Raw genomic sequence first — 19,359 nt, 5'->3', positions numbered from 1 at the left:
AAGCGGGGGACACATGGGGGAATCGTAGATCCCCGGTGGTAGGGAGACGCAAGCGTTCCCTGGCTGGGCCGCCCGTAGGATCTCACACAATCTTCACAGCTCAGAAGCCCCTCGGCTCGTCGAGATCCGAGACAACCTCCTCGCCCGCGTTGCCGAGGCCGAGCGCGAGGGGTGGCTCGGCGAGGTGGAAGGGCTGCAGGTGAGCCTTGCCGGAGCAGAGGAGAAACTCGTGCAGCTCAACCGGCGCCCCGCCAACCGCAGCGTCGTCGACCTCGGCATTCCGACCAGCCAACCGGACAGGAGAACAGCGTCCTCATGATGGCTGCCCATCGCCCAAGCGGAGCCGGATGCCGCCGTGCGGCAAGATATTCGCGACAGCATAGAGGGGGGTCTCATGGACGGGAATCTCTGTGACGGCTGGGTTCACTCGCTCAGCGGGCAGACGCTCTGCATCACGGGCAAAGTACTCATAGACGGCGAATGGGTAATCCGAAAAGACTGTCGCGAGATGGCCCAACAGCTCGGAGCGGGCTGGAAGCCGGACTTCTCACGCAAGATCACGGTCTTCGTGCACGGCGATCTCGCCAGTCAGGCCGTGACCGACACTCACCGCGAGTACAGCAAGAAGCTCGTGCGCGCTGCATGGGAACGCGACCGGGGATACCACGTATGTGTCGTGGACGGAGACGGCTTCGCAGACCTGATCGGCGGACACCCTGCGCGTTGCCGAGAGTTGCAACGGGCGCAGGGCACAGACGATCACGTTCTCGTCCTCCCGCAGGCTGGGGACGGAATTTTGGGCGGCCCGCTGCAGCGACACAGAGTCGGTCGCCACGATTCTGGTGTGTTGGCCCTCGATCTTGCCCACCTCGACAAGGGCACTGAGGCATACGAGTCGACGATCGCGGCACTCATCGACCACCTGTCCCGCCAGGACATCGAACTCCGCGGGCACGCTCGCAATGCTCCTCGATTCGATGCGGGCTGGTCGCGTGATGATGAGGTCTTCATCGCCGAGGTGAAGAGCTTGACCGGCGCAAGTGAGGATCAGCAGATTCGACTGGGGATCGGACAGGTTCTCGACTATGCCCATCAGCTGCAATTGGCAAGGACGTTCGGTCAAATACGCCCTGTTCTGGTGCTGGAGAAGCAGCCAGCTGACCCCAGGTGGACCTCGCTCGCTGAGGCCAGCGGGATCCTCCTCACATGGGCCCCCGCTTTCACGGGGTGCTGAAGCCTCGGAGTCATCCCGCTGGATGAGTGGCAGGACTGATGCCAGCGGCTGGCCGATGACCGTCCGGAAGCGCACCGAATGAGTTCAGAGAAGGCGTGATCAACCAGGGCCTGTTTTACCTGGCGTGGCTGATGGACCACCGGGCTGAGTTCGAGCACCTGGTCCGCGACCGGCTCGGGGTGACGGCCGCGTCCCAGGTTCTGTGGAGCGGCCCGCGCCTGATCTGTATCGCCGGAGACTTCACCCGCTACGACGTGCACGCCGTGCGCGAGCACCGGCGCTCGATCGACCTGGTCCGCTACCGATTCTTCGGCAGTGACCTGCTCGGTCTTGAGACCGTGGCGTCCGTGAGCGGCGGCATGCGGGTGGCCCACCGGGCACGGCGCCAGTCTGTTGCCCAGGCAGCGGCAGACGGTGGGGACGCGTTGATGGTGGCGTTGGCGAGCGCGGTCGACGAGGCCCTGCTCGGGCTCGGGGACGGCGTGAACCGCGTGGAGCGCAAGCAGTACCGGGCATATCAGCGGCTGCGGAACTTCGCCTGTCTGTGCCCGCCGCAGCGCACCAAGCTCCTGGTCTACCTGAAGGTCGACCCGAAAGACGTCGACCTCGTTCCGGGCTTCACCCGGGACGTGTCCGGGCTCGGTCACCACGGGACGGGTGATCTGGAGGTGCAGCTCCGTACGCCGAGGGACGTGGAGCGGGCGCAGGAGCTGTTCCTGGCGAGCTACGCGGCGGCGTGATCGCCTGCTGGCCTCTAGTAGGGCTTGGTCAGGTCGGTGTTGGTGGTGCGTGTCCTGTGGGCTCAGTGTGTCGTTGAAGGCGTGTGACTCCGGAAGAAATCGCGTCTGTGCGTGGCGAGTTGGAGGACCTTGCGGCAGAGGTCTTCGAGCCGTTCGCGCGTGATGATCAGCGTCGGTGGGGGCAGGTCTACCTGCGGGGGCTGCTGACCGACGGGCAGCGCAAGTCCGTCGAGCCGATGGCAGCCCGGCTGGGTGAGGACGGGAACCGGCAGGCGCTGGCCCACTTCATCACCACCAGTCCGTGGGATCCGGCGCATGTGCGGGCCCGGCTGGCCTGGAAGATGGACGTGGCGGTCCGGCCGAAGGCGCTGATCTTCGATGACACCGGGTTCCTCAAGGACGGCAACGCCTCGGCGTGCGTGTCGCGGCAGTACACCGGCACCGCGGGCAAGGTCACCAACTGCCAGGTGGGTGTCTCGCTGCACCTGGCCTCGGATCATGCCTCGGCGGCGGTCGACTGGCGGCTGTTTTTGCCCGAGACCTGGGCGCCCGGGTCCGCGAAGGCCGACCCGGACAAGGTCGCCCGCCGCGCCGCGTGCCAGATCCCCGACGATGTCGGGCATGTGGAGAAGTGGCAGCTCGCACTCGACATGCTTGATGAGACCCGCTCGTGGGGGATCGAGGTGCCGCTGGCCATCGCGGACGCCGGATACGGCGATGCGGCGGCGTTCCGGCACGGCCTGCAGGCCCGCGGCCTCAACTACGTCGTGGGCATCTCCACCACGTTGTCGGCTCAGCCCGGCGAAGCCGTGCCGGTGACCGAGCCATACAGCGGGAACGGACGTCCGCCGGTGGCGAAGTACCCGGACAAGCCGCAATCGGTGAAACAGCTGGTCACCATGGCCGGCCGGAAGGCAGCAAAGCCGGTGCAATGGCGTGAGGGCTCCCGGCCCGGCAACGGCCGCAGCGGCTTCAAACGGATGTACTCGCGGTTTGTGACCATGCGGATCCGGCCTGCCGGCCGCGAGGTCCGCCAGGCCGTTGACGGCCCGGAGCTGCCCGAGTGCTGGCTCCTGGCCGAATGGCCCGCCGACCAGGCCGAACCCGTCCAGTTCTGGCTGTCCGACCTGCCCGCCGACACCCCGCTGACCACCCTGGTCCGCCTGGCCAAGCTTCGCTGGCGCATCGAGCACGACTACCGGGAGATGAAACAGGCCCTCGGCCTGGCCCACTTCGAGGGCCGGACCTGGACCGGCTGGCACCACCACGTCACCCTCGTCTCCGTCGCGCACGCCTTTTGCACCCTGCAGCGACTGGCCAGAGCCCCAAAAGACACGGCGCCGGCCTGAGCCTCTACCAAGTCGTCCGCGAGCTGCAGCTACTGCTCGCAGCCTGGGCCGGCGCCTGCCCCACCTGCCACCGCGACATACCAGCACTCGCACCGACCTGACCAAGCCCTACTAGGCCGTGACGGCTTCGTGGCTGTTCTGAGGTCGTGGGGTGATGCCTTTCGACGTGCGAGTGGGACGTGGCGGTGGACTATCAATGATGCGCGGGATCGCCGGTTTGGCTAACCGGCGATCCCGCGCTATGTTGCCCCGCTCTCGGCAGCCGGTGGTCAGCGTGAACGGCTGCCAGCGGGGCTGGCTGCGACCGCGGGTATGGCCAGTGGGCTGGTGACGAAACTCGTCCCGCGTCCTTCGCCCGCGGTACGGCGGCGACGATGGCCGATGTCGTGGGCGAGGGTCTCGGAGAGGCCCGCCAGCAGCGAACTCGGGGTGGGCGGGGACGCGGTGATGGCCCAGGTGGGCCGCTCCGGGCCGGGACCGGCCCAGATCGTCCACGTCGCTGGGTTCTGAGGGTGCTGGGCGGTCAAGGGGGCGAACTGAACGCCTGCCTCCCCATCGGGGGACGTCCAGCGGATCCCGTGCCCCTTCAAGGTGTGCTTCCACCCGGCCTCCGTAAGTGGCTGCGCGGCCACGGTGCCCACCCTCTCGTCCACGGGAGTGTTGACGGCTGTGTCCCAACCATCACCGTCGGCAATGTGGTTCAGCAGTTCCTCCAGCACCGGGGCGGCGGTCGCGGCGAGGCCCCACATGCGCTCGGAGACGGGGGTCTCGTAGGCGGCGATGGTCCACGCGATGTCGCGGGGCTGAGTTTCGTGGACGCGCTCGATACGCAGGGTCTGGGACTCGTGGATGGCGTGAGTCGTCTCATCCGACCAGGTCCGCCACTTCTCGAATTCACCGTGCGCGTAGAGGAAGTGGTCGAGGAGGGCGTCGTGGTCGCCGGCGTCGGCCAGGTAGACGGGGACCGGCTCCGGCGCGGACGGTTTTGGCTCGGTTGTGGGGGGAGCGAGCGGCTTGCGGGCTTCGGCGGCGGAGCGCTCGGTGTCCGTCAGGGGTGCCGGGCCCGGGCGCATCTGCGCGCCGTGGACCTTCTCGAACGCGAGCAGGGCCTGGGCGGGCGAGTCGAAGGTGTCGGCGACCTGCCGCAGGTGGTTCTCGCCGTGGAGGTAGACGGACTTGCCGGTGCGGTGCAGGTAGGTGCCGACTGCGACGGTGGTGTGGCCGTCGTGGGCGTGGGCGTGGATGAGGAGGTGGCCGTGGCGGATGTCGTCGTGGATCTTCTGGGCCTCGTTGGAGACCTCGCGGATTTCGCTGCGGGTGCACCAGGGCATCGGGTAGTTGGCCCAGGTCCATTCCTCGTCCATGGCCTCTTGGAGGCGAGAAGTGATCTCGACGGCGATCCCCTCGGCTGCCAGGTGCTTGGCTGCGTCCTTGGCCCAGTAGGGCTCCTCGGCGTCGATGCGGACCAGGGCCAGGACGTTGTCCGCCACGACGGTCCAGCCGGCTGCTTCCAGGCCCATGTGTGCGATGCGGGCCTGCGGGCCGGTCAGAGTGGCGGTCACGGCGCTGGAGTGCGTGGGGTGGACGTCGAGGCGGACGTGGGCATCGATGGTGGGTCCGGGGGACATGGGGCGTGGCCTCTCCTGCCGGTAGCCGAAAAATTTCGGATCCGGCCACCGGCGTGTGCGGGGGCTATCGGGTGGCTCGCGTAGCGCGGGCGGTGTGCGCGATGGCGGCGGTGGTGGTCGGCGGCCCGGCGCGAGTGGGCGGCGCACGTCGAGGTCTTCGCGTCGGCACCGGGCCGGTGGCTTGCTGCCAGCGGGTGCGTATGGCGGCGATGTCGGCGAGGGAGCGGCGGGCGCCGACGACGAGCTGGAACGGTGTGTTTGCCGGGTCGCCGGCGTACGCCTCGATGCGTCGCCCGGCCTGATCGACGGTGGCCAGCAGTGAGCGCTGCAGGGTGCGCTCGCCCCAGTAATCCAGGGAGCCGGCTGGTTCGGCCAGCAGGCGGATCACGTCGCGCGGATCGCTTCCGTCGTCGAGCAGGCCGCGCTGCTGGGCCTCCCACAGGACGGTGACGGGGTCGATGGCCTCGTGGCGGTGGGCGAGGGCGGTCAGGCACTGCCACAGGCCGGCGTGCAGAGGCAGGGTGAGGTCGTCGGGGAGCAGCCACCGTACGGATTCGATGCCGGCCGGGTGGGCGGTGGCGGTGGCGAGCAGGAACTGTTCCTCCTCGACCGCTTCGCCGCCGTCGCGCGGAACCGGTGGGGGTACTGCGGTGCGGGGCAGCACTCCGGCGCGGGGCGGGAAGCGGCTCGCGATGTCGTCCACGACTGCGCCCAGCGCGTCGGCCTCGGCAAGCACCGTTCGGACAGGGTCCGGCAGGGACGTGTCCTGGGCGGTCTGGATGAGGTGTTCGGCGGCCTTCAGCACGCGGTGGCGTGCGTGTTCGGCCTCGACCATGCGTGCGTAGGCAGGGGCGTGGCGGGGCCAGGGACAGACCTGGATGAGGGTGTGCAGGTAGGAGGCGGTCAGTCCGTGCGCCTTCTCGCGCGCTGCGGCGAGGACGCGGTTGAGCCAGGCCGTGTTCTGGGTGTGCTCGATGGGGTCGGGCGGCGGCAGGGTGCTGATCGCGGCGTACAGGGCGGTGTGCGCGGCGGTGGAGAAGGAGTCGGCGGCGATGCCGCTCACGTCGCCCAGGCGGTGGGGGTCGAGGAGGAGGGCGCCGAGGAGGGCCTGCTCGACGTGGAACACCGGCTGCGGCGGCGTGATGGTGTCGAGGTCGTCTGCGTCGGGTTCGGGGGTGGCGGGCATCAGACGGCGAGGGTGAAGTTGTTCGGGTCGAGAGCGACGCCGAGGTGCGGGGCGAGGAGGTGGCCGGCGAGCAGCGGCGGTACGGCGTTGCCGATCTGGGAGAACTGCTGGCCCTTGTTGCCGGCCCAGGGGTAGTCGGCGGGGAAGGTCTGCAGGAGCCCGGCCTCGCGGGCGGTGATCCGGATGGGCTCCGGCACCGCCGGCGTATCCGTGGCCTCCGCCACGACGGGGGCCGGTTCGGCGACCCAGGTGCACTCGTTCGCCCGGTGGCCGAAGAACAGCGTGCCCGCCGGCTCCGACAGCGAACGGACAGTGGCATTGGCCTGGTTGTTGCTGCGCAGAGACCACGACCAGCGGTGAGCCTCGGCGGTGAACGTCGGCGCCGGTGCGTCAGCGGCCCGGTTCTCGCGAACCCCGTGGCGGGCAGCCCATCCTGCGCCTTCGCGGCGGGACTGCAGGACCACACCGTCCGCCCGGGGCGTCCAGGTGCCCCGCTCCCGGGCGTCGGAGAGCGCTTTGCGGGAGCCCGAGGGGAAGGGTTCGGGTCCGCCCCCGGGGCCGCCACCGGCGCAGACGGTGGGAACGGGCCGGTCGGTCGCACCCCACCCAAGAGCTTCGGCCATGCTTACCCAACGCGAGCGGCCAGGACCGAACAGCGAGTCGGGTTCGGCGAGTTGAGCGTGCGTAGGTGTGGGCGGCTGGGCTGCGCGGACGCGGGAGGCCAGGAGTATCGCCCTCCTCCGGGTCTGCGGGACGCCGAAGTCGGCGGCGTTGAGGATCCCGTACCAGACGGAGAACCCCATGCGCGCAGGACGGCCGCGTACTGCTTCCATAGCGGCAGGACGTCCGGGACTTCCTCCATGGCGACCCAGTCGGGCTCGCCGACGGTGTTCAGGGCGTACAGGTAGCGCATCGGCTCGGCCGCGAGCAGGGACCTCTCGTCGCGGCAGGCGGCGAGGAGGCGTGCGCGAGTGTCGCGTCCGGCGGCGAGGTCCTCGACCGCCGTGTGGACTAGTGGCTGGTCGAGCAGGCCCAGGCGCTTGCCGGCCATGCTCCACGCCTGACACGGCGGAGAGGCGATCACACCGCGGGTGCGGCCGATGAAGGGCCTGGTCGGATACATCGCCACATCGGTGCGAATGGTCAACTGGCCTGCCGCAGCACGGGTCTTACACGCCCACTGGTCCCATTCCAGGCCAACGTCGCGTACGCCCAGGACGTGCAGCGCACTGCTCCAGCCGCCAGGGCCGGCGAAGAGGTCGAGGATCACGTGGCCAGCCCGAAGTCGTCCCGCGTCAACGCGTCTGCGTCACCGCGGCACGCCCAGGGAGAGCAGCCGTCCTCGACACCGTTCTCCAGGACGTCGGCCTCATCCGCGGCGAGGTGCAGGGCTGCGCGTTCCGCTGCGGTGACGTGGTCGATGGGGGCCTGGTCCAGGGGGACGCGGGAGCGGTGCAGGAAGGCTTCGCCGAGCAGCTGGTTGCCTGATGCGTTGGCGCGGGCATTGCCCTGCCGGATCGCTGCGTCGAATGCGACGACATCCGCCCACTCGGACGGAGACGTGTCCCTGATATGCCGCCACTGCGCATTCCCGTGGAACGGGCATCCGAGGCAACTCGACTTCGGCGTATCGGAAAGCCCGAGAGAGGTCAGGTAGCGGACACAGTCGTCCCGGCTCCAGGACAGGTCCAGAAGAGGGTGCCGGTTGCGCATGTACTTTACGTCGGCGTCCTTAGCCCGGTGGAACTCGTCGGTGGAGATTCCCACCCACTGCTCGACGAACACCCCCTTGGGGATGCGTGAGGGATAGGGATGTCCCAGGAGTTCGCGGACCTTGTGCTTAATTGGCTTAATTTTATATTCGCCTGTGCACTGCCGTCGGGTCATCCCAGGTCGCCCATCCTTGTTGAGGATGTGGAGGGGCATGGAGGCGAATCGGTGATGTGGATTCAGGGCGTCATCGCGAATATTTCCGGACGACACGCGCAGGATCGGTATTCCGGCGGGCTTGGCCACCTGCTCTTCTATGCGGTCGAGGTGGGTGTAAACCGCTCCGGGTTCCCATCCGGTGTCGGCGAAGATCGCGTAGTCGACCCTGGGGAGAATCCCTTCGGCTGATAGTGCGAGGAGTGTGCTGGACTGAACTCCCGCGCCCAGGGAAAGGGCGCGGAATCGAGGCTGATCTGAAATGGCCTGTCCTGGGGGTGGGGAATGGGGGTGCGCCCTCAGCGCGGCCGGCCTGTCAGCGGGCTGGGCGGGGTCCGCCGGTCGCGGGCTATGGCGTGGTGGAGGGCGGGGATGCGGTCGAGGAGGTCGGTGGCCGACTCGATGAACTGCTGTGGTGAGGGCCCGATGAGGACGACCCGCCCTGTCAGCGCTTCGGCTCGGCGGCGACGGTTCTCCACGGCGCGGGCGACGGCTGCACCCAGCTCGGCTCCCGCGTCCTGTGCGGCTTTGGCGATCTGCGCGATCCGTTCGAGGAGCAGCAGCTCCGCGGGCGAGGGGTGCGGCGTGTGCTCGGCGAGGTCGTGGAACAACCGCATGGCGGTGCCAGCAAGTTCTTGAGCGTCAGCGATCGGCGTGGCCAGCGCAGCTGCGTGATCGGGAGCGGGGGCGCGGAGCACCCGTTGCAGGGCGAGGGTGTCGGCCGTGATCCGGTTGAGTACCTGGATCGGGGCAGAGCGGTCAGGCACGGGTCTCCGTGGGGGTATTCGGTGTCAGGGCCTGGGCGAACGCGGCGGTCAGTGCAGGGGCTTGTTCGGGATCGGTGACCAGGGCGTGGACGATGGGGGTGCCGATGACGACGGCGTCCACCAGCGGCGCGACGCGGGCTGCGAGGGCTGGGGTGGAGATCCCCACGCCCGAGACCACGGGCAGGGTGCTCGCGGCGCGCAGGTGCCCGGTGAAGTCAGCGAGGGCGGGGATGTCGAGCGGGCCGCGGTAGCCGGTGGCAGCCGTGCTCGCGGGTGCGTAGAGCCATCCCGATGCCCCGGCGGCCAGACGGGCGAGGTCGGTGCCGGTGCTGTGCCGGGGGACGAGGCAAGGTGCGTGCAGCCCCGCGTCCTTCGCCGCTGCCTGCCAGCGCTCTGCCTGGTGGTTGGGTAGGTCGACGACCATCACTCCGGCGGCACCGGCATCGGCGAAGAGGCGGGCGAGGTGTTCGGGGCCGTGTCGCCTGGCAGGTTCCCAGTACGTCATGACGACGGTCGGGCGCAGGCCGGCGGCGTGCTCGACCGTGCGGAGGGTGTGAGCGAGGGCGTTCTCGCGTCGCAGGGCGCGGTGGTAGGCCGCCTGGATGATGGGCCCGTCGAGGACGGCGTCATCGTGGGCGAGCCCGATCTCGAACAGGGAGGTGCCTGCTCGTGCCATCTGGTCGAGATGGAGGCGCTCGACGTGGGGCGGGTGGAGCCCGGCAGGGACGAACACGCCCAGCGCGCAACGCGGTTCCCCGAGGATGCTGTGGAGGAGGTCGGTGGTCGCCAGAAGGTGCCTTTCTCGGAGGATGGGCTGCTGGCCCAGGTCGGCGGTGAGTGGGTACGGGGTGCAGCGGCGGCCGTGGGCGGGAACGCCGTGGTGGCTCAGCGCGAGCGGCCGACCGTGCCTGTCGGCCGGGGTGCCGCTGGGCGTCCGGTGGTCGGAGACGCTGATCGTGGCCGTGCAGTCAGCGGCTTTGGGCGGCTGTGTTCGCGGCGGCGGGAGCGGGCGCGGGCGTGGTGGCGGGAGCTCGGCGCGCAGGAGGGCTGCTGATGGCGGTGGCCAGGGCGGTGGTGCCGGCGGCCGTGAGACGGATGCGGTCTTGGAGCGGTCCGCCCACGTAGGCGGAGGGCGCGGACTTCGGGACGCGCTCCGCCAGGCTGGCCCCCTCAAGCGACCGCAGGGTGCTGATCAGGACGCGCTCATCGCGGTAGTGGACGTACTGCCGTCCCAGGGAACTGGTTGCCACGACGTTCCCGCGGGCGATCTCCCACAGGGCTGTGCGATGCGCGGAGGTCAGCCGGTGGTCGTCGGCATTGGTCGTATGCCCACGGCGGCGCCGGAGTTCGCGGGCGACGGCGTCTGCGCAGCCCGTGGCCGCTTCCGGTGCCAGGGCGGTCAGCGTGCGGGCTACCGGGAGTGGGTGGTCGGTGGAAGCGCTGCTCAGGAAGGCGACTTGGCGAAGTCGGACGACTGCGTCCGCCAGGTCCTGACTCTGGAAGAGCCGTTCGTCGGTGATCGCTTCGAGGGCGGTGCGGGTCGCGGCGGCGAGTTGCTGGGCCGACGCGACGTGGGCGTCGGGCTCGGGCGGCGACTGGGCCCGCAGGAGCCGGTCGAGCATGTCGTTGTGCTGTACGTACTGGCCGGCGAGCAGCAGCAGCCGTTCGATGGGGGTCGGCGGGGCCGCTACGTCGAACAGGAGGCCCTCATGGGGTGGTGTCGTCATGTGCGACGCCGGACTGTCGGAGCCTGCCGCAGAGCTGGGGTGGGTGCGCCCGCGGCAGCGGGGGGCTGTTGCGTTTCCAGCGCGGTACGGGCGGCGGCCAGGGCCCGGCTGCCGCTGTCGAGGTGGATCCGCACGCTGCTGTGGTGGCCGAATGCGTCGAGCTTGTGCTGGAGCGTGTCCCGCGATGTGGTGGTGAGGGTGATGAGCGGGGCGAGTGCCTGGCTGTAGTGGGCGACTGCCTGTCCGAGATGGCCGACGCTGGCACCGAGGTTCTTGGCGGGCGGGAGGCTGGCGATGTTCGGCGCGAGCTCGTACTCGGCGTCGGCGGCCATGCGCGCGGTGAGGTGGCACAAGAGGTCGATGTGTCGCGTGACGTTGAACAGGCCGGCGCCGTCCACGGTGATGCGGTGGTCGCGGATGTCCGCGGCCACGGCGTCCACGGCGTCGAGTGTGGTCATGTCGTCGAGGTCGTCAGGTTCGTAGGTGTGCAGGTCATCTCCAGGCGTGGGGGTCCGCACTCGTCCGGCTCGTTTTGCGGGTGGTGCGACGAGTCGTCGGCTCGGGGGTGCGGTCAGGTGCGGCGTCGGGATGCAGACGCCGCCGGGTTCGCTTGGGCTTGAGGTGTGCTGCGGTGCAGGACCTCGGGGCGCGTCGTGAAGGAGGCAAGGCGGCGGGACAACTGCTGTGCCACGAACCGGTAGGTGGTGGCGGCGCGCTGCATCTCGTCTCCGGCGCGGCGCAGTTGATCGGCGCTGGTCGCGGGCGTGCGGTCGGCGTCCTCGTAGACGTAGATCTCGGTTCGGTGGTGGATAGCGAGGTTGCACAGGGTGGCGGCGAGCGAGATCTGTGCACAGGCGCCGACAAGGTGCGCCAGGGATTCGGCGCCGCCCTCCATCGCGGGAAATTGGCTGACGGACAGGTCGTGGACCTGCCGGGTGCACCGCACGGCCAGCTCGTGTACTCGCAGGCTGAGGGGTGCGATCTCGCGGACGGGCTTGGCTATCTCGCCCGCTCGGATACGTCGGGCCTCGGCGGACAGATCCTGCAGGGCGGGAGAGACCTCGCCGAGCAGGGGGGTGTGTTCGGTCAGGTCGACCATGTGCAGGGCCACTCCGGTCCGGTCGGTTGTGCTGGGGGGACGGCGCCAGGTGCAGCGGGGTGTCGCTCACGCGGCCGTCCCGAAGTCGGACTGGGTCGGCGCGTGCTTGGCGACGGCGCGGTCGGTGATCGCCTTGGACGCGCGACCGGACGCCGCGGACAGTTCTTCTGCGCCGGGCTCCCGGTACCAGGGCCGGAGGTCGAGCATGGCGGCGCGCATGCCGGTGGCGAAGCAGAGCGCGGTGCCCTTGGGCAGGGCGCGGATCGCGTCGGCGGGCAGGATCCGCTCCTGCCGCATCGACACCGACGTGCTCTTGCCGGAATCCGAGTGCGAGGTGGACGTGGTCTCGACGTCGTGGTCGCCGATCAGTCGGCTTAGTTTGTCGGCGAAGTCGGGGTCGTCGATACCGGACCCGATGACCTTCACGGTGGAGGCGCTCCACATGGCGTCCATGCCCGCGTCGCCCCAGACTTTCTGGCCCTGCCGGTAGCTCTGGAGGATCGTGATGGGGATGATGCCGCGGCTGCCGAGGTGGGAGTACAGGTCCGGAAGGTCGCTGATCTTGCACACGTTGGCGGCCTCGTCGAGGATCGCGAGCATGGGTGGGTCGAGGCGGCCTCCTGCGCGTTCGGCTTGGGCGGTGGCTGCGCGCATGACCGAGTCGGCGCACGCCGCGATCAGCGCCGAGGCGCCGCCTCCGCCGTCCTTGCTGAGCAGGAACAGGGTGTCGGTGGAGGTGACGAAGTCGGCGGGCCGGAATTCGGCGGCGTCCTTCTGGGGTGTCACCCATGCGGCGATCTCGGAGTTGAGCAGGGCGGCGGCGTACTGGCGGGCGGTCTCGTAGATGCCGTCCCGTGTCTCGGGCGGGCCTTCCACGGTGCCCTTGAGCTGGGCGGCGACGGCGGCGAAGTCGTGGTCGCGGAGGATGTCGAGCGGGGTGCGGTCGGCGGGGAAGGCGAGCCACTGCATGATGTCGGTGATCGGCCGCTCGTCGAGTGCGGCGGCCAGGAGCAGTTGGCTCAGGATGTTGCTGCCGGCCTTCGACCAGAAGTCGCCCTGTTGGGACGCATCGACGCTCGCGGCGAGGAAGTGGCCGGCCAGCCGGCCGGCGCCGTCGAGGCTCTTCGCGGTGGCCAAGGGGTTCCACCACATCTCGCGGGCGGCGTGCGCGATCTGCTGCGGGTCCATGGTCCATATCGCCCCTGCCTGTGCCCTCGCCTCGTAGGCGGTGGTGAATGCGTCACCGGCGGCCTTGTTCGAGGTGAGCAGGACCGGGCCGGGTGCGTCGAGCATGGAGGGGATGGCGAGCGAGGTGGTCTTTCCGGAGCGGGGTGCCATGATCGCGACGGCGACGTCCTCGAACCCCATCCGCACCTCATGGCGGCTGCCCTGCAGGTTACCCAGGAGGATCCCGGTGTCCTTCGCCTCGATGTGCTTGCTGTTCTTCAGGCTGGGGCGCAGGGAGCGGGCTTTGTCGGTGATCGCCTTGGCCATCAGCGGCTCGATGTCCCGGGCCTTGGCCATGTCGGTGATCTTCTTCCGGCCGCCGCTCCGGTTCTTGTGCCGTGCCCACAGGAGGGCCGCTCGTGCCCCGAGTGCCAGGAACAGGACGACGGGGACGATGCGGGCGCCGATCAGCAGGGACGTTTCCCCTGCGCCGGGCCAGACCTGCTTGGGATGGAGCAGGGCATCGGTCGGCTGGTACCTCGCCCAGGCCCCTCCGGTGAGGTGGGCGGTGATGTTGCCGGATAGCCAAGCGAGGTGGGACAGGGGTACGACGATGGCGAGCACGCCGATTAGCAGGCGCAGGACGATGTCGTACCCGTCGGTGTTGTTGTTGGAGGAAGGAGGGGGCAAGGGCTACGTACTTCCGGGCGGGGGCGGTGGGTTCAGCGAATGCGGCCGTGCGCGGACGGCGCTTGTCGCGCTGGTCGCTGTGTCGGAGCCGGGACGGTGTGACGAGTGGCCAGGGAGCGGACGCGCTCATCGAGAGCGGAGGCGACGCGCACGGCGGGCACCTCTGTGGACCTGCGAGTGATGAGGTTCGGGTTGAGGGTGGGGAGGCGGTGCGGGCTGCCCGTACGAGCCAAGGGACGCGTGTCGGCGAGGGCCGTGGTGAACGCCGTGATCAGGCGTGGCGGGGTGTGTTCGCCGAAGCGGGCCCGGCCCGGCTGGTTGGCGTTGTAGAGGGTCCATCACTGGCCGTCAGGGCGGGGCTCCAGCCACAGGCCCGATGGAGCGGGACGGTGACCCAGGATGGGTGACCGCCGCCCGCGAGATGACGGGGTGCAATGAATTCGACGTCCACGGTTTCGTGCGTCGGCGGCATGTTCACTTACGTGCCGCATTACGCCGGGCGGGCGCGGAAGCCGGGACCGGAGCAAGCGGCGAACGGGCGTTGCGCGCAGCGGTGTTGACCTCCCGGACCGCCTTGCCGTGGGTAGCCCAGTCGTCGAGGTAGCTCCACGATTCGGCGTGGTGTTCCGCGAGGGCGTCGTCGAAGTCGGCGGTGCCCGGCTTGGCGGTGGCAGGGAGAGAGTCTCGGGTCCCCAGCCACTGCTCGTGCAGTTCGTCCAGCCGGCCCAGGGCATCACGCAGGACACCCAGTTGGTAGACCCAGCGGCCCTGCACCGCGTTCTCCGGCAGCTGGGTCAGCTGTGTCTCTGCCGTGGCCAGCAGATGGCGGGCGCCGTAGCGCAGCGGCTCGAACGCCGCGGCGGTGTCGGCGTCGCGCTGGCTCGCGCGCAGGCCGTAGGCGTGGTCGTCATAGGGCCAGCCGTCGAGGTCGGTGTGCTCGTCGGAGTACGTGTCCCAGGCGTCGAGGATCTTCTTGCTGTCCTTCACGTAGTGGTCGAGATGGCGGAGGACGTCGCGGTGCGCGAGGTGGTCGGTGGAGATGGACGGGTCCTGTCATTTCAGCGGCGAGCGGCCGGATGGACCGGGTGTGAGTTCGCCGGGGTCGTCGCGGGTTTCGTCTGCTGTCGGCGGGCGGAGCGTGCCTGCGCGCGGAGGGAGTTGATGCGTGTGGTGTGGGCGTCGACCACCTGCTGCGGGCGCAGTGGGCTGGGTTCATGCACGGCGCTGTAGTGGCCGGTGCGGTCGTACATGCCGCGTTGGAGAGGGCTTTGCTTGGCAAGTGCGGTGAGGAATGAGCCGACCAGGTGGGCAGGGGTGTGCTCGTCGAAGTAGGCGTGCCAGATACGCGGGCCGGAGAACTCTCCGTGGCCGGGCTCACAGGTCTCGACGTGCCAGGACGGCCGGTCGTGGAACTCGTTCAACGGGCGCTGTTCGACGTGACACATGGAGTCCGGTGAGCGCGCTGTGCCCTCCGATTCGCGGTGCCACCCCGCCGAGGTCACCGGTTGCCACGGGTCCGGCTGCTGCTGCGGCGGGACGATGAGGGCGTCCGTGCAGGCGGCGAGGACCTCGGCGGGCACGAGTTCACCGAACTCGGCGTACCAGGCGGCCTCGGAATCGGCGCGTTCGGCCCGCAGCCGCCACCACGCGGAGGTGGCGGACTGCGGGTCGAACTGGAGCTGGTAGCGCAGGTCGGGGCTGCGCAGGACGATTTCGGCGCTGAGAGGGTCGGAGGCGGTGCTCCACCCGGCGGCGGCCAGGCCGTGCGTGACGTGGCGGGCATCTCCGGGGCCCGCGAGGTGGCGAGGGCTGGTGTCGAACGGGATCTGCCAGGCGTGCTTGTCGGCGAAGGCGGCGAGCTGCCGTTCGCTCAGCGGCACCAGCAGCACCCCGGCTCGCCCTGTGGGGAACTGCCTTACAGGTCGCGGAGATCGTCGAGGGCGTGGTGGAGGGTGTGCTGGTCGGCCAGTTCCCAGGCGGCCGTGCGCAGCTCGGTGATCAGAAGGTCGACCTGTGCGGTGCGCGGCGTGGCGGGGTGGTCCTGTACGGCGCGGGCGAGGGCGCGCAGGGTGTCGGAGAGCTGGACGGGCAGTCCCGTGTACTCGTCGAGGAGGGGCTCGACGAGCGCGAGGGCTTCTGCGGGGTTGGGGTTCTCGCGCAGGTAGTCGGTGAGATCTGCCAGCGTCTCGGTCAGGGTGCGGATGGTGTCCGGGGTGAGTGCGGGCATCGGTGTCCTTGGAACGGGGCGGTGGTTCAGCGGCGGGTTCGTGCGCCGCCGGCCGGGGTAGATGGGCGGGCGCTGGTGCGCGGCCGGGCGCTTTGCGCGCTGTTGCGGGCCCAGGTGGCGGCGCGGGCGGCGGTGATGCGGGCCTGCTGCCATGCGCTGAGCTGGGAGGGCTTGACGGAGACCGACCAGGTACGGATCTGCGCGCTCAGGGGGACGCGTCCGCGCGGGCGCATCACGGGGTCGGGTCCGGCGAGTTCGGTCGAGAAGGCTTGCACGAGGTGCATCGGCGTGTTCGGCGTGAAGTTGGCCGTCCAGCCGTTGCCCTGTTTGTCCTTTGCTCCGGTCCACCACATCGCCGAGCCGTCAGGGCTCTGGTGGTACTGCATCCACGCGGTGCCCTCGGGGCTGGTGGCCGTGTAGGTCTCGCCCTCGAAACGCATGTCCCACTCCTGCTCTTCGAGGGGCGCCCAGACGTTGGGGGCGTGGGCGGAGCGGGGACGGGTGAGGGCGTCGGTCAGGCCGGCGACGATTTCCACGGGGGTCTGTCGGCCCAGGTGCGCCGACCACTCGCCGTTCGCACCGTCCGCCCTGCCGTGGACGGTCCATCCGCCGGGCAGGACGTAGGGGTCGTAGGCGACACGGAGTGTGCGGTCCGGGCTCTCCATGTGCAGGGGGCCGCCGGTCTTGGACTTGTCCCGCCATCCCGAGGCGCGCAGGAACTCCGAGACGTGCCGGATGTCGCCGCCGCCGGCGAGGGCGCGGGGCTGGACGAGGTAGTGCTGCTCGGCCTGCTCATTGGGCCCCCAGCCCTGCCACTGCTTCTTCTTCACCGGCGCCGCCGGACGACGAGCGGCGCGGGTGCCGGGGGCTTCGCCGCGGTGGCGACGGGCTGGGTGCCGACGTGCCGCAAGGTGTCTTGGTGTTCGTCCAGGTCGAGGGTGATGTCGTGCAGTTCGTTCGAGGCACGGCCCAGGGCGAGCCACACCTCCGCGGGGAGGGCGCCGCGTTCGGCCTGGTCCTTGGCGAACGCGCTGCCGGTGGCGACGAGGTGGCTGATGCCGCCAAGGACGCCGGCGTCCGGGTCGAGAACGCGGGCGATGACCTGCGCGGCGTGGGGCGGAGGCAGCTGGGAGAGGTGGTCGGCGAGCTGGCCGAGCTGGCGGGTGATCTCGTCGGCCAGTCTCACCGGGTAGAGGGTGGGGTGGGACATGCTCCTCCGGGTCGTTGGACGGTCAGTGGTGGTGGCGCTGCCCGACGCGCTGTGTTTCTGCGAGGACGGCCTCCGGGCGGGCGCCGGCCAGCGGTGAGGTGCGATCGGGCCCGGTGGGGATGCAGGCCCGCAGGTAGCGGCGGAACAGGGCGGTCGCGAGTCGGGGCGTGAGCCGGTGGCTGATCTGTGGTGGTGTGCGGCTTGCTACGGGTTTCTCCGGGAGTTGGGTCGGTTTCGGTGGGTGGCCCCGGCGCGGTGCCGGGGCCACCCGGGGGTTTTACGGGGTGTGGCGGGTTGGTGCGGGTCGTGACGGAGAACTGGCCGGTGCCGCATGCTGCACGCCGGGGCGGGCAGCGCGGGTGCGGATGTCTTGCACGGCCTGCCGGTAGGCGGCTTCGTCGAAGACGTCGGGCGTGCAGTTGACCTCGTATCCGGCCAGGAGCAGGGCGGGGATGGCCCGGGTCGCCAGGTGCTTCTGCTCGTCCGTGCCGAGGTGTTCGGGCACGGTGTGCCATATGTAGATCGGCCCGCCCGTGGGGTATTCGTGGCGCTCCAGGCCGAGCTGCTCCAGCAGGTCGTGGAGTCTGGCGGGGGCTCCGGTGGGCGTGTCGGCGTGGATGGTCGTCGTCAGAGCCTTGATATAGATCTCGACGTCCGTGCCGTATTCATCGGCCAGGTTGGCCATGTACTTCTCTCCGGGGTCAACGCCGCCGGGAGGCCCGGGGCCGGGTGGGGTTCGGCGGAGGTGTGAGGGCCGTTGATCGCGGGGCGCGGGCGGCGTGGTTGCGGGGAACACGCGAATTCACTGCAGGATGTCCGCCGCATTCTCGGTGCCACCGATAGCGACGACCAGGTCGGTGCGCGGGTCCTTGGTGATCGTGACGTACCTCAGCACCCAGAAGTCGGGCTCCGTATGCTTCATCGCCCGCGGGCTGCCGGTGTGCGGGTACCCGCCGTAACCGGCGGCACGGAAGCCGGGGCGGAGGTAGGAGCGGCCCGGCCTGCCGGATGCTGAAGGCCGGTCCCGATGCCGATCGCTTCCAGCTGCGGGCCGATCGCCTGCAGGGCACGGGCCTGTGCCTGGGCATCGTCGCCGCTGAGGCGGTAAATACCGCTCTGCGGGTCCTGGTCGAAGCCGTGGGCGATGAGGATCGCACCGGCACGGTTGTCGACAGGCGCGGTGGCGACGCTTCCGTCCGGCTGCCAGGTCAACACGACCCGGTCCGCCTGGGAGGGCTGGAGACCGCCGAGCGCGTTGTGTCGAACCTGGGCCAGCGCGCTGTCGTAGCGGGCAAGCAGATCGCCGGCGACCTGCTCGGCGCTCAGGAAAGGATCGTCCGCCAGAGCAATGCCGTTGGGCTCGGGGACGGCGCGGTACGCCTCGTCGGGCAGGGCGCGCGGGGCGACGGCGGCGACGAGGAACCCGTCGCGTTCGTCGTGCCGGTCAAGGACGACGAGCTGCGCGCCGTCGAGGCGGCTCAGGACGGCCGCCTGCTGGAGCGGATGCTCGGCCAGGGAGGCAGCGACCAGGTCCAGGTCCCATATCCGCTCCGAGAGTTCGGCGAGATCGTCCTTGGCGTCCGGCGGGAGGTGAGAGCTGCTCCAGGTGTCGGGGAGTTCGCCGGCGAGGACGTCGGCGTATGAGGCGAGGCGCTCTGAGATGTCGTGGTGGTCGTACATGGTGTCCTTGGGCGAGGTGGGAGTCAGCGGCGCAGTCCGGCGGCCACCGGGGGCGGCGGGGCCGGGAGCGCGCGTGGCGGGGGCGGGCAGGCGCACACGGCGGAGCGCTCGCGTTCGTTGGCGGGGACCTCTGCGCTGCAGGTGCTGCGGCCGGTGTGCGGGGTGTGCCGGTCGGCGAGTGCGTTGCGGGTGTCGGCGAGGTCGGTGCGGATGATGCGGAGGGGCTCGTCGGCGAGGTAGCGCAGCCGCCGTGCGATGTGCGGGTCGGCCGCCTGGTCGAGGCCGGCGTGGAAGTCGGCGGTGGCGGTGAGGACTTCCTCCAGCACTGCGAGGATGCCGTCGTGGGCGGCAGTCAGCTCGGTCAGTGCCTCGGCCGTCTCGTCCGTGGTGGTCGCCTCGCGAATGCGCTCGGCGAGGTGAGCGACGGACGAGCTCAACGGCGGGTAACTCGCAGGTCGGGCGTCCGTGTCGAAGTCCGCGTCGCAGTCGACGTGGTATCCGGCTGCCCGCAGGCGGGCGACGGCGCTGGTGGCGAGACGTTCCTCATCCCTGTCGGCCAGGCCGGTGGGGGCGCGGTGGTAGGTCTCGTGGACGCGTACGACGGCGATGAACCCTGCCCGCTGCAGGACGCTGTGAGCCTCCAAGTCACCGTCGGGGGAGAGGACTTCCTCGGAGTGCGGATCGCGGCGGATGTCCAGGAAGCGTTCGGCGAGCGGCAAAGAGACGTTT

General features: G+C 70.0%; 22 protein-coding genes and 2 pseudogenes. 3 read left to right on the top strand and 21 right to left on the bottom strand.

The features are described 5' to 3' along the window. Positions 1 to 100: 100 nt before the first annotated feature. Entirely contained in the window at positions 101 to 292 is a 192-nt protein-coding gene (locus tag OG972_RS05770) for a hypothetical protein (RefSeq protein WP_266978881.1), read from the bottom strand. 102 nt (positions 293 to 394) lie between these two features. On the opposite strand from OG972_RS05770, the gene OG972_RS05765 reads away from it, so the two are divergent. From OG972_RS05765 to OG972_RS05755, 3 genes and pseudogenes are all read left to right on the top strand, one after another. After that, complete coding sequence (locus OG972_RS05765) at positions 395 to 1,234, top strand: hypothetical protein (RefSeq protein WP_266978879.1); 840 nt, start codon at positions 395 to 397, stop codon at positions 1,232 to 1,234. Between the two features lie 92 nt (positions 1,235 to 1,326). After that, positions 1,327 to 1,974, top strand: a pseudogene (locus OG972_RS05760) (DUF5655 domain-containing protein); the annotation flags it as partial. 83 nt (positions 1,975 to 2,057) lie between these two features. Beyond that, a complete protein-coding gene (locus OG972_RS05755; RefSeq protein WP_266978863.1) occupies positions 2,058 to 3,323 on the top strand; it encodes an IS701 family transposase in 1,266 nt (421 codons plus the stop codon). A 269-nt stretch (positions 3,324 to 3,592) separates the two neighbouring features. Here OG972_RS05755 and OG972_RS05750 read toward each other — a convergent pair whose 3' ends face one another. The 20 genes and pseudogenes from OG972_RS05750 to OG972_RS05655 all read right to left on the bottom strand — a co-directional run bounded on the left by OG972_RS05750 (position 3,593) and on the right by OG972_RS05655 (position 19,349). Then, positions 3,593 to 4,951 (bottom strand): DUF317 domain-containing protein, encoded by a 1,359-nt coding sequence (locus tag OG972_RS05750; protein ID WP_266978861.1) that lies wholly within the window; start codon positions 4,949 to 4,951, stop codon positions 3,593 to 3,595. A gap of 64 nt (positions 4,952 to 5,015) precedes the next feature. Further along, positions 5,016 to 6,137 (bottom strand): DnaB-like helicase N-terminal domain-containing protein, encoded by a 1,122-nt coding sequence (locus OG972_RS05745; RefSeq protein ID WP_266978859.1) that lies wholly within the window; start codon positions 6,135 to 6,137, stop codon positions 5,016 to 5,018. Then, a pseudogene (locus tag OG972_RS05740) lies at positions 6,137 to 7,407 on the bottom strand (DNA cytosine methyltransferase). Before OG972_RS05740 ends, OG972_RS05745 begins: the two are co-directional and overlap by 1 nt. After that, on the bottom strand, positions 7,404 to 8,294 hold the full coding sequence (locus tag OG972_RS05735) for a hypothetical protein (RefSeq protein WP_266990296.1): 891 nt from the start codon (positions 8,292 to 8,294) through the stop codon (positions 7,404 to 7,406). The pseudogene OG972_RS05740 and the gene OG972_RS05735 overlap by 4 nt, the downstream one beginning before the upstream one ends. A 68-nt stretch (positions 8,295 to 8,362) precedes the next feature. Beyond that, positions 8,363 to 8,830 (bottom strand): hypothetical protein, encoded by a 468-nt coding sequence (locus tag OG972_RS05730; protein ID WP_266978857.1) that lies wholly within the window; start codon positions 8,828 to 8,830, stop codon positions 8,363 to 8,365. Beyond that, positions 8,823 to 9,569 carry a tryptophan synthase subunit alpha gene (locus tag OG972_RS05725; protein ID WP_266990294.1) on the bottom strand — a complete coding sequence of 249 codons (747 nt, stop codon included), beginning with the start codon at positions 9,567 to 9,569 and terminating at the stop codon, positions 8,823 to 8,825. Before OG972_RS05725 ends, OG972_RS05730 begins: the two co-directional genes overlap by 8 nt. Before the next feature lie 229 nt (positions 9,570 to 9,798). Continuing rightward, positions 9,799 to 10,557, bottom strand: coding sequence for a hypothetical protein (locus OG972_RS05720; protein WP_266978855.1), 759 nt, complete (start codon positions 10,555 to 10,557; stop codon positions 9,799 to 9,801). Beyond that, entirely contained in the window at positions 10,554 to 11,075 is a 522-nt protein-coding gene (locus tag OG972_RS05715) for a hypothetical protein (RefSeq protein WP_266978853.1), read from the bottom strand. Before OG972_RS05715 ends, OG972_RS05720 begins: the two co-directional genes overlap by 4 nt. A gap of 53 nt (positions 11,076 to 11,128) precedes the next feature. Further along, entirely contained in the window at positions 11,129 to 11,656 is a 528-nt protein-coding gene (locus OG972_RS05710) for a hypothetical protein (protein WP_266978851.1), read from the bottom strand. Positions 11,657 to 11,722: 66 nt separating this feature from the next. Then, entirely contained in the window at positions 11,723 to 13,513 is a 1,791-nt protein-coding gene (locus tag OG972_RS05705; RefSeq protein WP_266978849.1) for a type IV secretory system conjugative DNA transfer family protein, read from the bottom strand. Positions 13,514 to 13,545: 32 nt separating this feature from the next. After that, positions 13,546 to 13,785, bottom strand: a complete 240-nt coding sequence (locus OG972_RS49205) for a hypothetical protein (protein ID WP_323135946.1) — start codon at positions 13,783 to 13,785, stop codon at positions 13,546 to 13,548. 202 nt (positions 13,786 to 13,987) lie between these two features. Continuing rightward, positions 13,988 to 14,500 (bottom strand): hypothetical protein, encoded by a 513-nt coding sequence (locus OG972_RS05695; protein WP_266978847.1) that lies wholly within the window; start codon positions 14,498 to 14,500, stop codon positions 13,988 to 13,990. 71 nt (positions 14,501 to 14,571) lie between these two features. Next, positions 14,572 to 15,393 carry a DUF317 domain-containing protein gene (locus OG972_RS05690; RefSeq protein ID WP_266978845.1) on the bottom strand — a complete coding sequence of 274 codons (822 nt, stop codon included), beginning with the start codon at positions 15,391 to 15,393 and terminating at the stop codon, positions 14,572 to 14,574. A 35-nt stretch (positions 15,394 to 15,428) separates the two neighbouring features. Next, entirely contained in the window at positions 15,429 to 15,740 is a 312-nt protein-coding gene (locus OG972_RS05685) for a hypothetical protein (protein WP_266978843.1), read from the bottom strand. 26 nt (positions 15,741 to 15,766) lie between these two features. Further along, positions 15,767 to 16,570 carry a DUF317 domain-containing protein gene (locus tag OG972_RS05680; protein WP_266978841.1) on the bottom strand — a complete coding sequence of 268 codons (804 nt, stop codon included), beginning with the start codon at positions 16,568 to 16,570 and terminating at the stop codon, positions 15,767 to 15,769. Then, entirely contained in the window at positions 16,567 to 16,950 is a 384-nt protein-coding gene (locus tag OG972_RS05675) for a hypothetical protein (protein WP_266978839.1), read from the bottom strand. The genes OG972_RS05680 and OG972_RS05675 overlap by 4 nt, the downstream gene beginning before the upstream one ends. 22 nt (positions 16,951 to 16,972) lie before the next feature. Further along, positions 16,973 to 17,218 carry a hypothetical protein gene (locus tag OG972_RS05670; RefSeq protein ID WP_266978837.1) on the bottom strand — a complete coding sequence of 82 codons (246 nt, stop codon included), beginning with the start codon at positions 17,216 to 17,218 and terminating at the stop codon, positions 16,973 to 16,975. A gap of 9 nt (positions 17,219 to 17,227) precedes the next feature. After that, positions 17,228 to 17,635 carry a hypothetical protein gene (locus OG972_RS05665; protein ID WP_266978835.1) on the bottom strand — a complete coding sequence of 136 codons (408 nt, stop codon included), beginning with the start codon at positions 17,633 to 17,635 and terminating at the stop codon, positions 17,228 to 17,230. Positions 17,636 to 17,868: 233 nt separating this feature from the next. Continuing rightward, positions 17,869 to 18,630, bottom strand: a complete 762-nt coding sequence (locus OG972_RS05660; protein ID WP_266978833.1) for a hypothetical protein — start codon at positions 18,628 to 18,630, stop codon at positions 17,869 to 17,871. A gap of 23 nt (positions 18,631 to 18,653) precedes the next feature. Next, entirely contained in the window at positions 18,654 to 19,349 is a 696-nt protein-coding gene (locus tag OG972_RS05655) for a hypothetical protein (protein WP_266978832.1), read from the bottom strand. Positions 19,350 to 19,359: the final 10 nt, after the last annotated feature.

Source organism: Streptomyces sp. NBC_01669 (genome assembly GCF_026339735.1).
In the GTDB taxonomy this organism is placed as follows: domain Bacteria; phylum Actinomycetota; class Actinomycetes; order Streptomycetales; family Streptomycetaceae; genus Streptomyces; species Streptomyces yanii.
The sequence above is the reverse complement of the archived record's forward strand: the minus strand, read 5'-3'. Positions and strand labels throughout refer to the sequence as shown.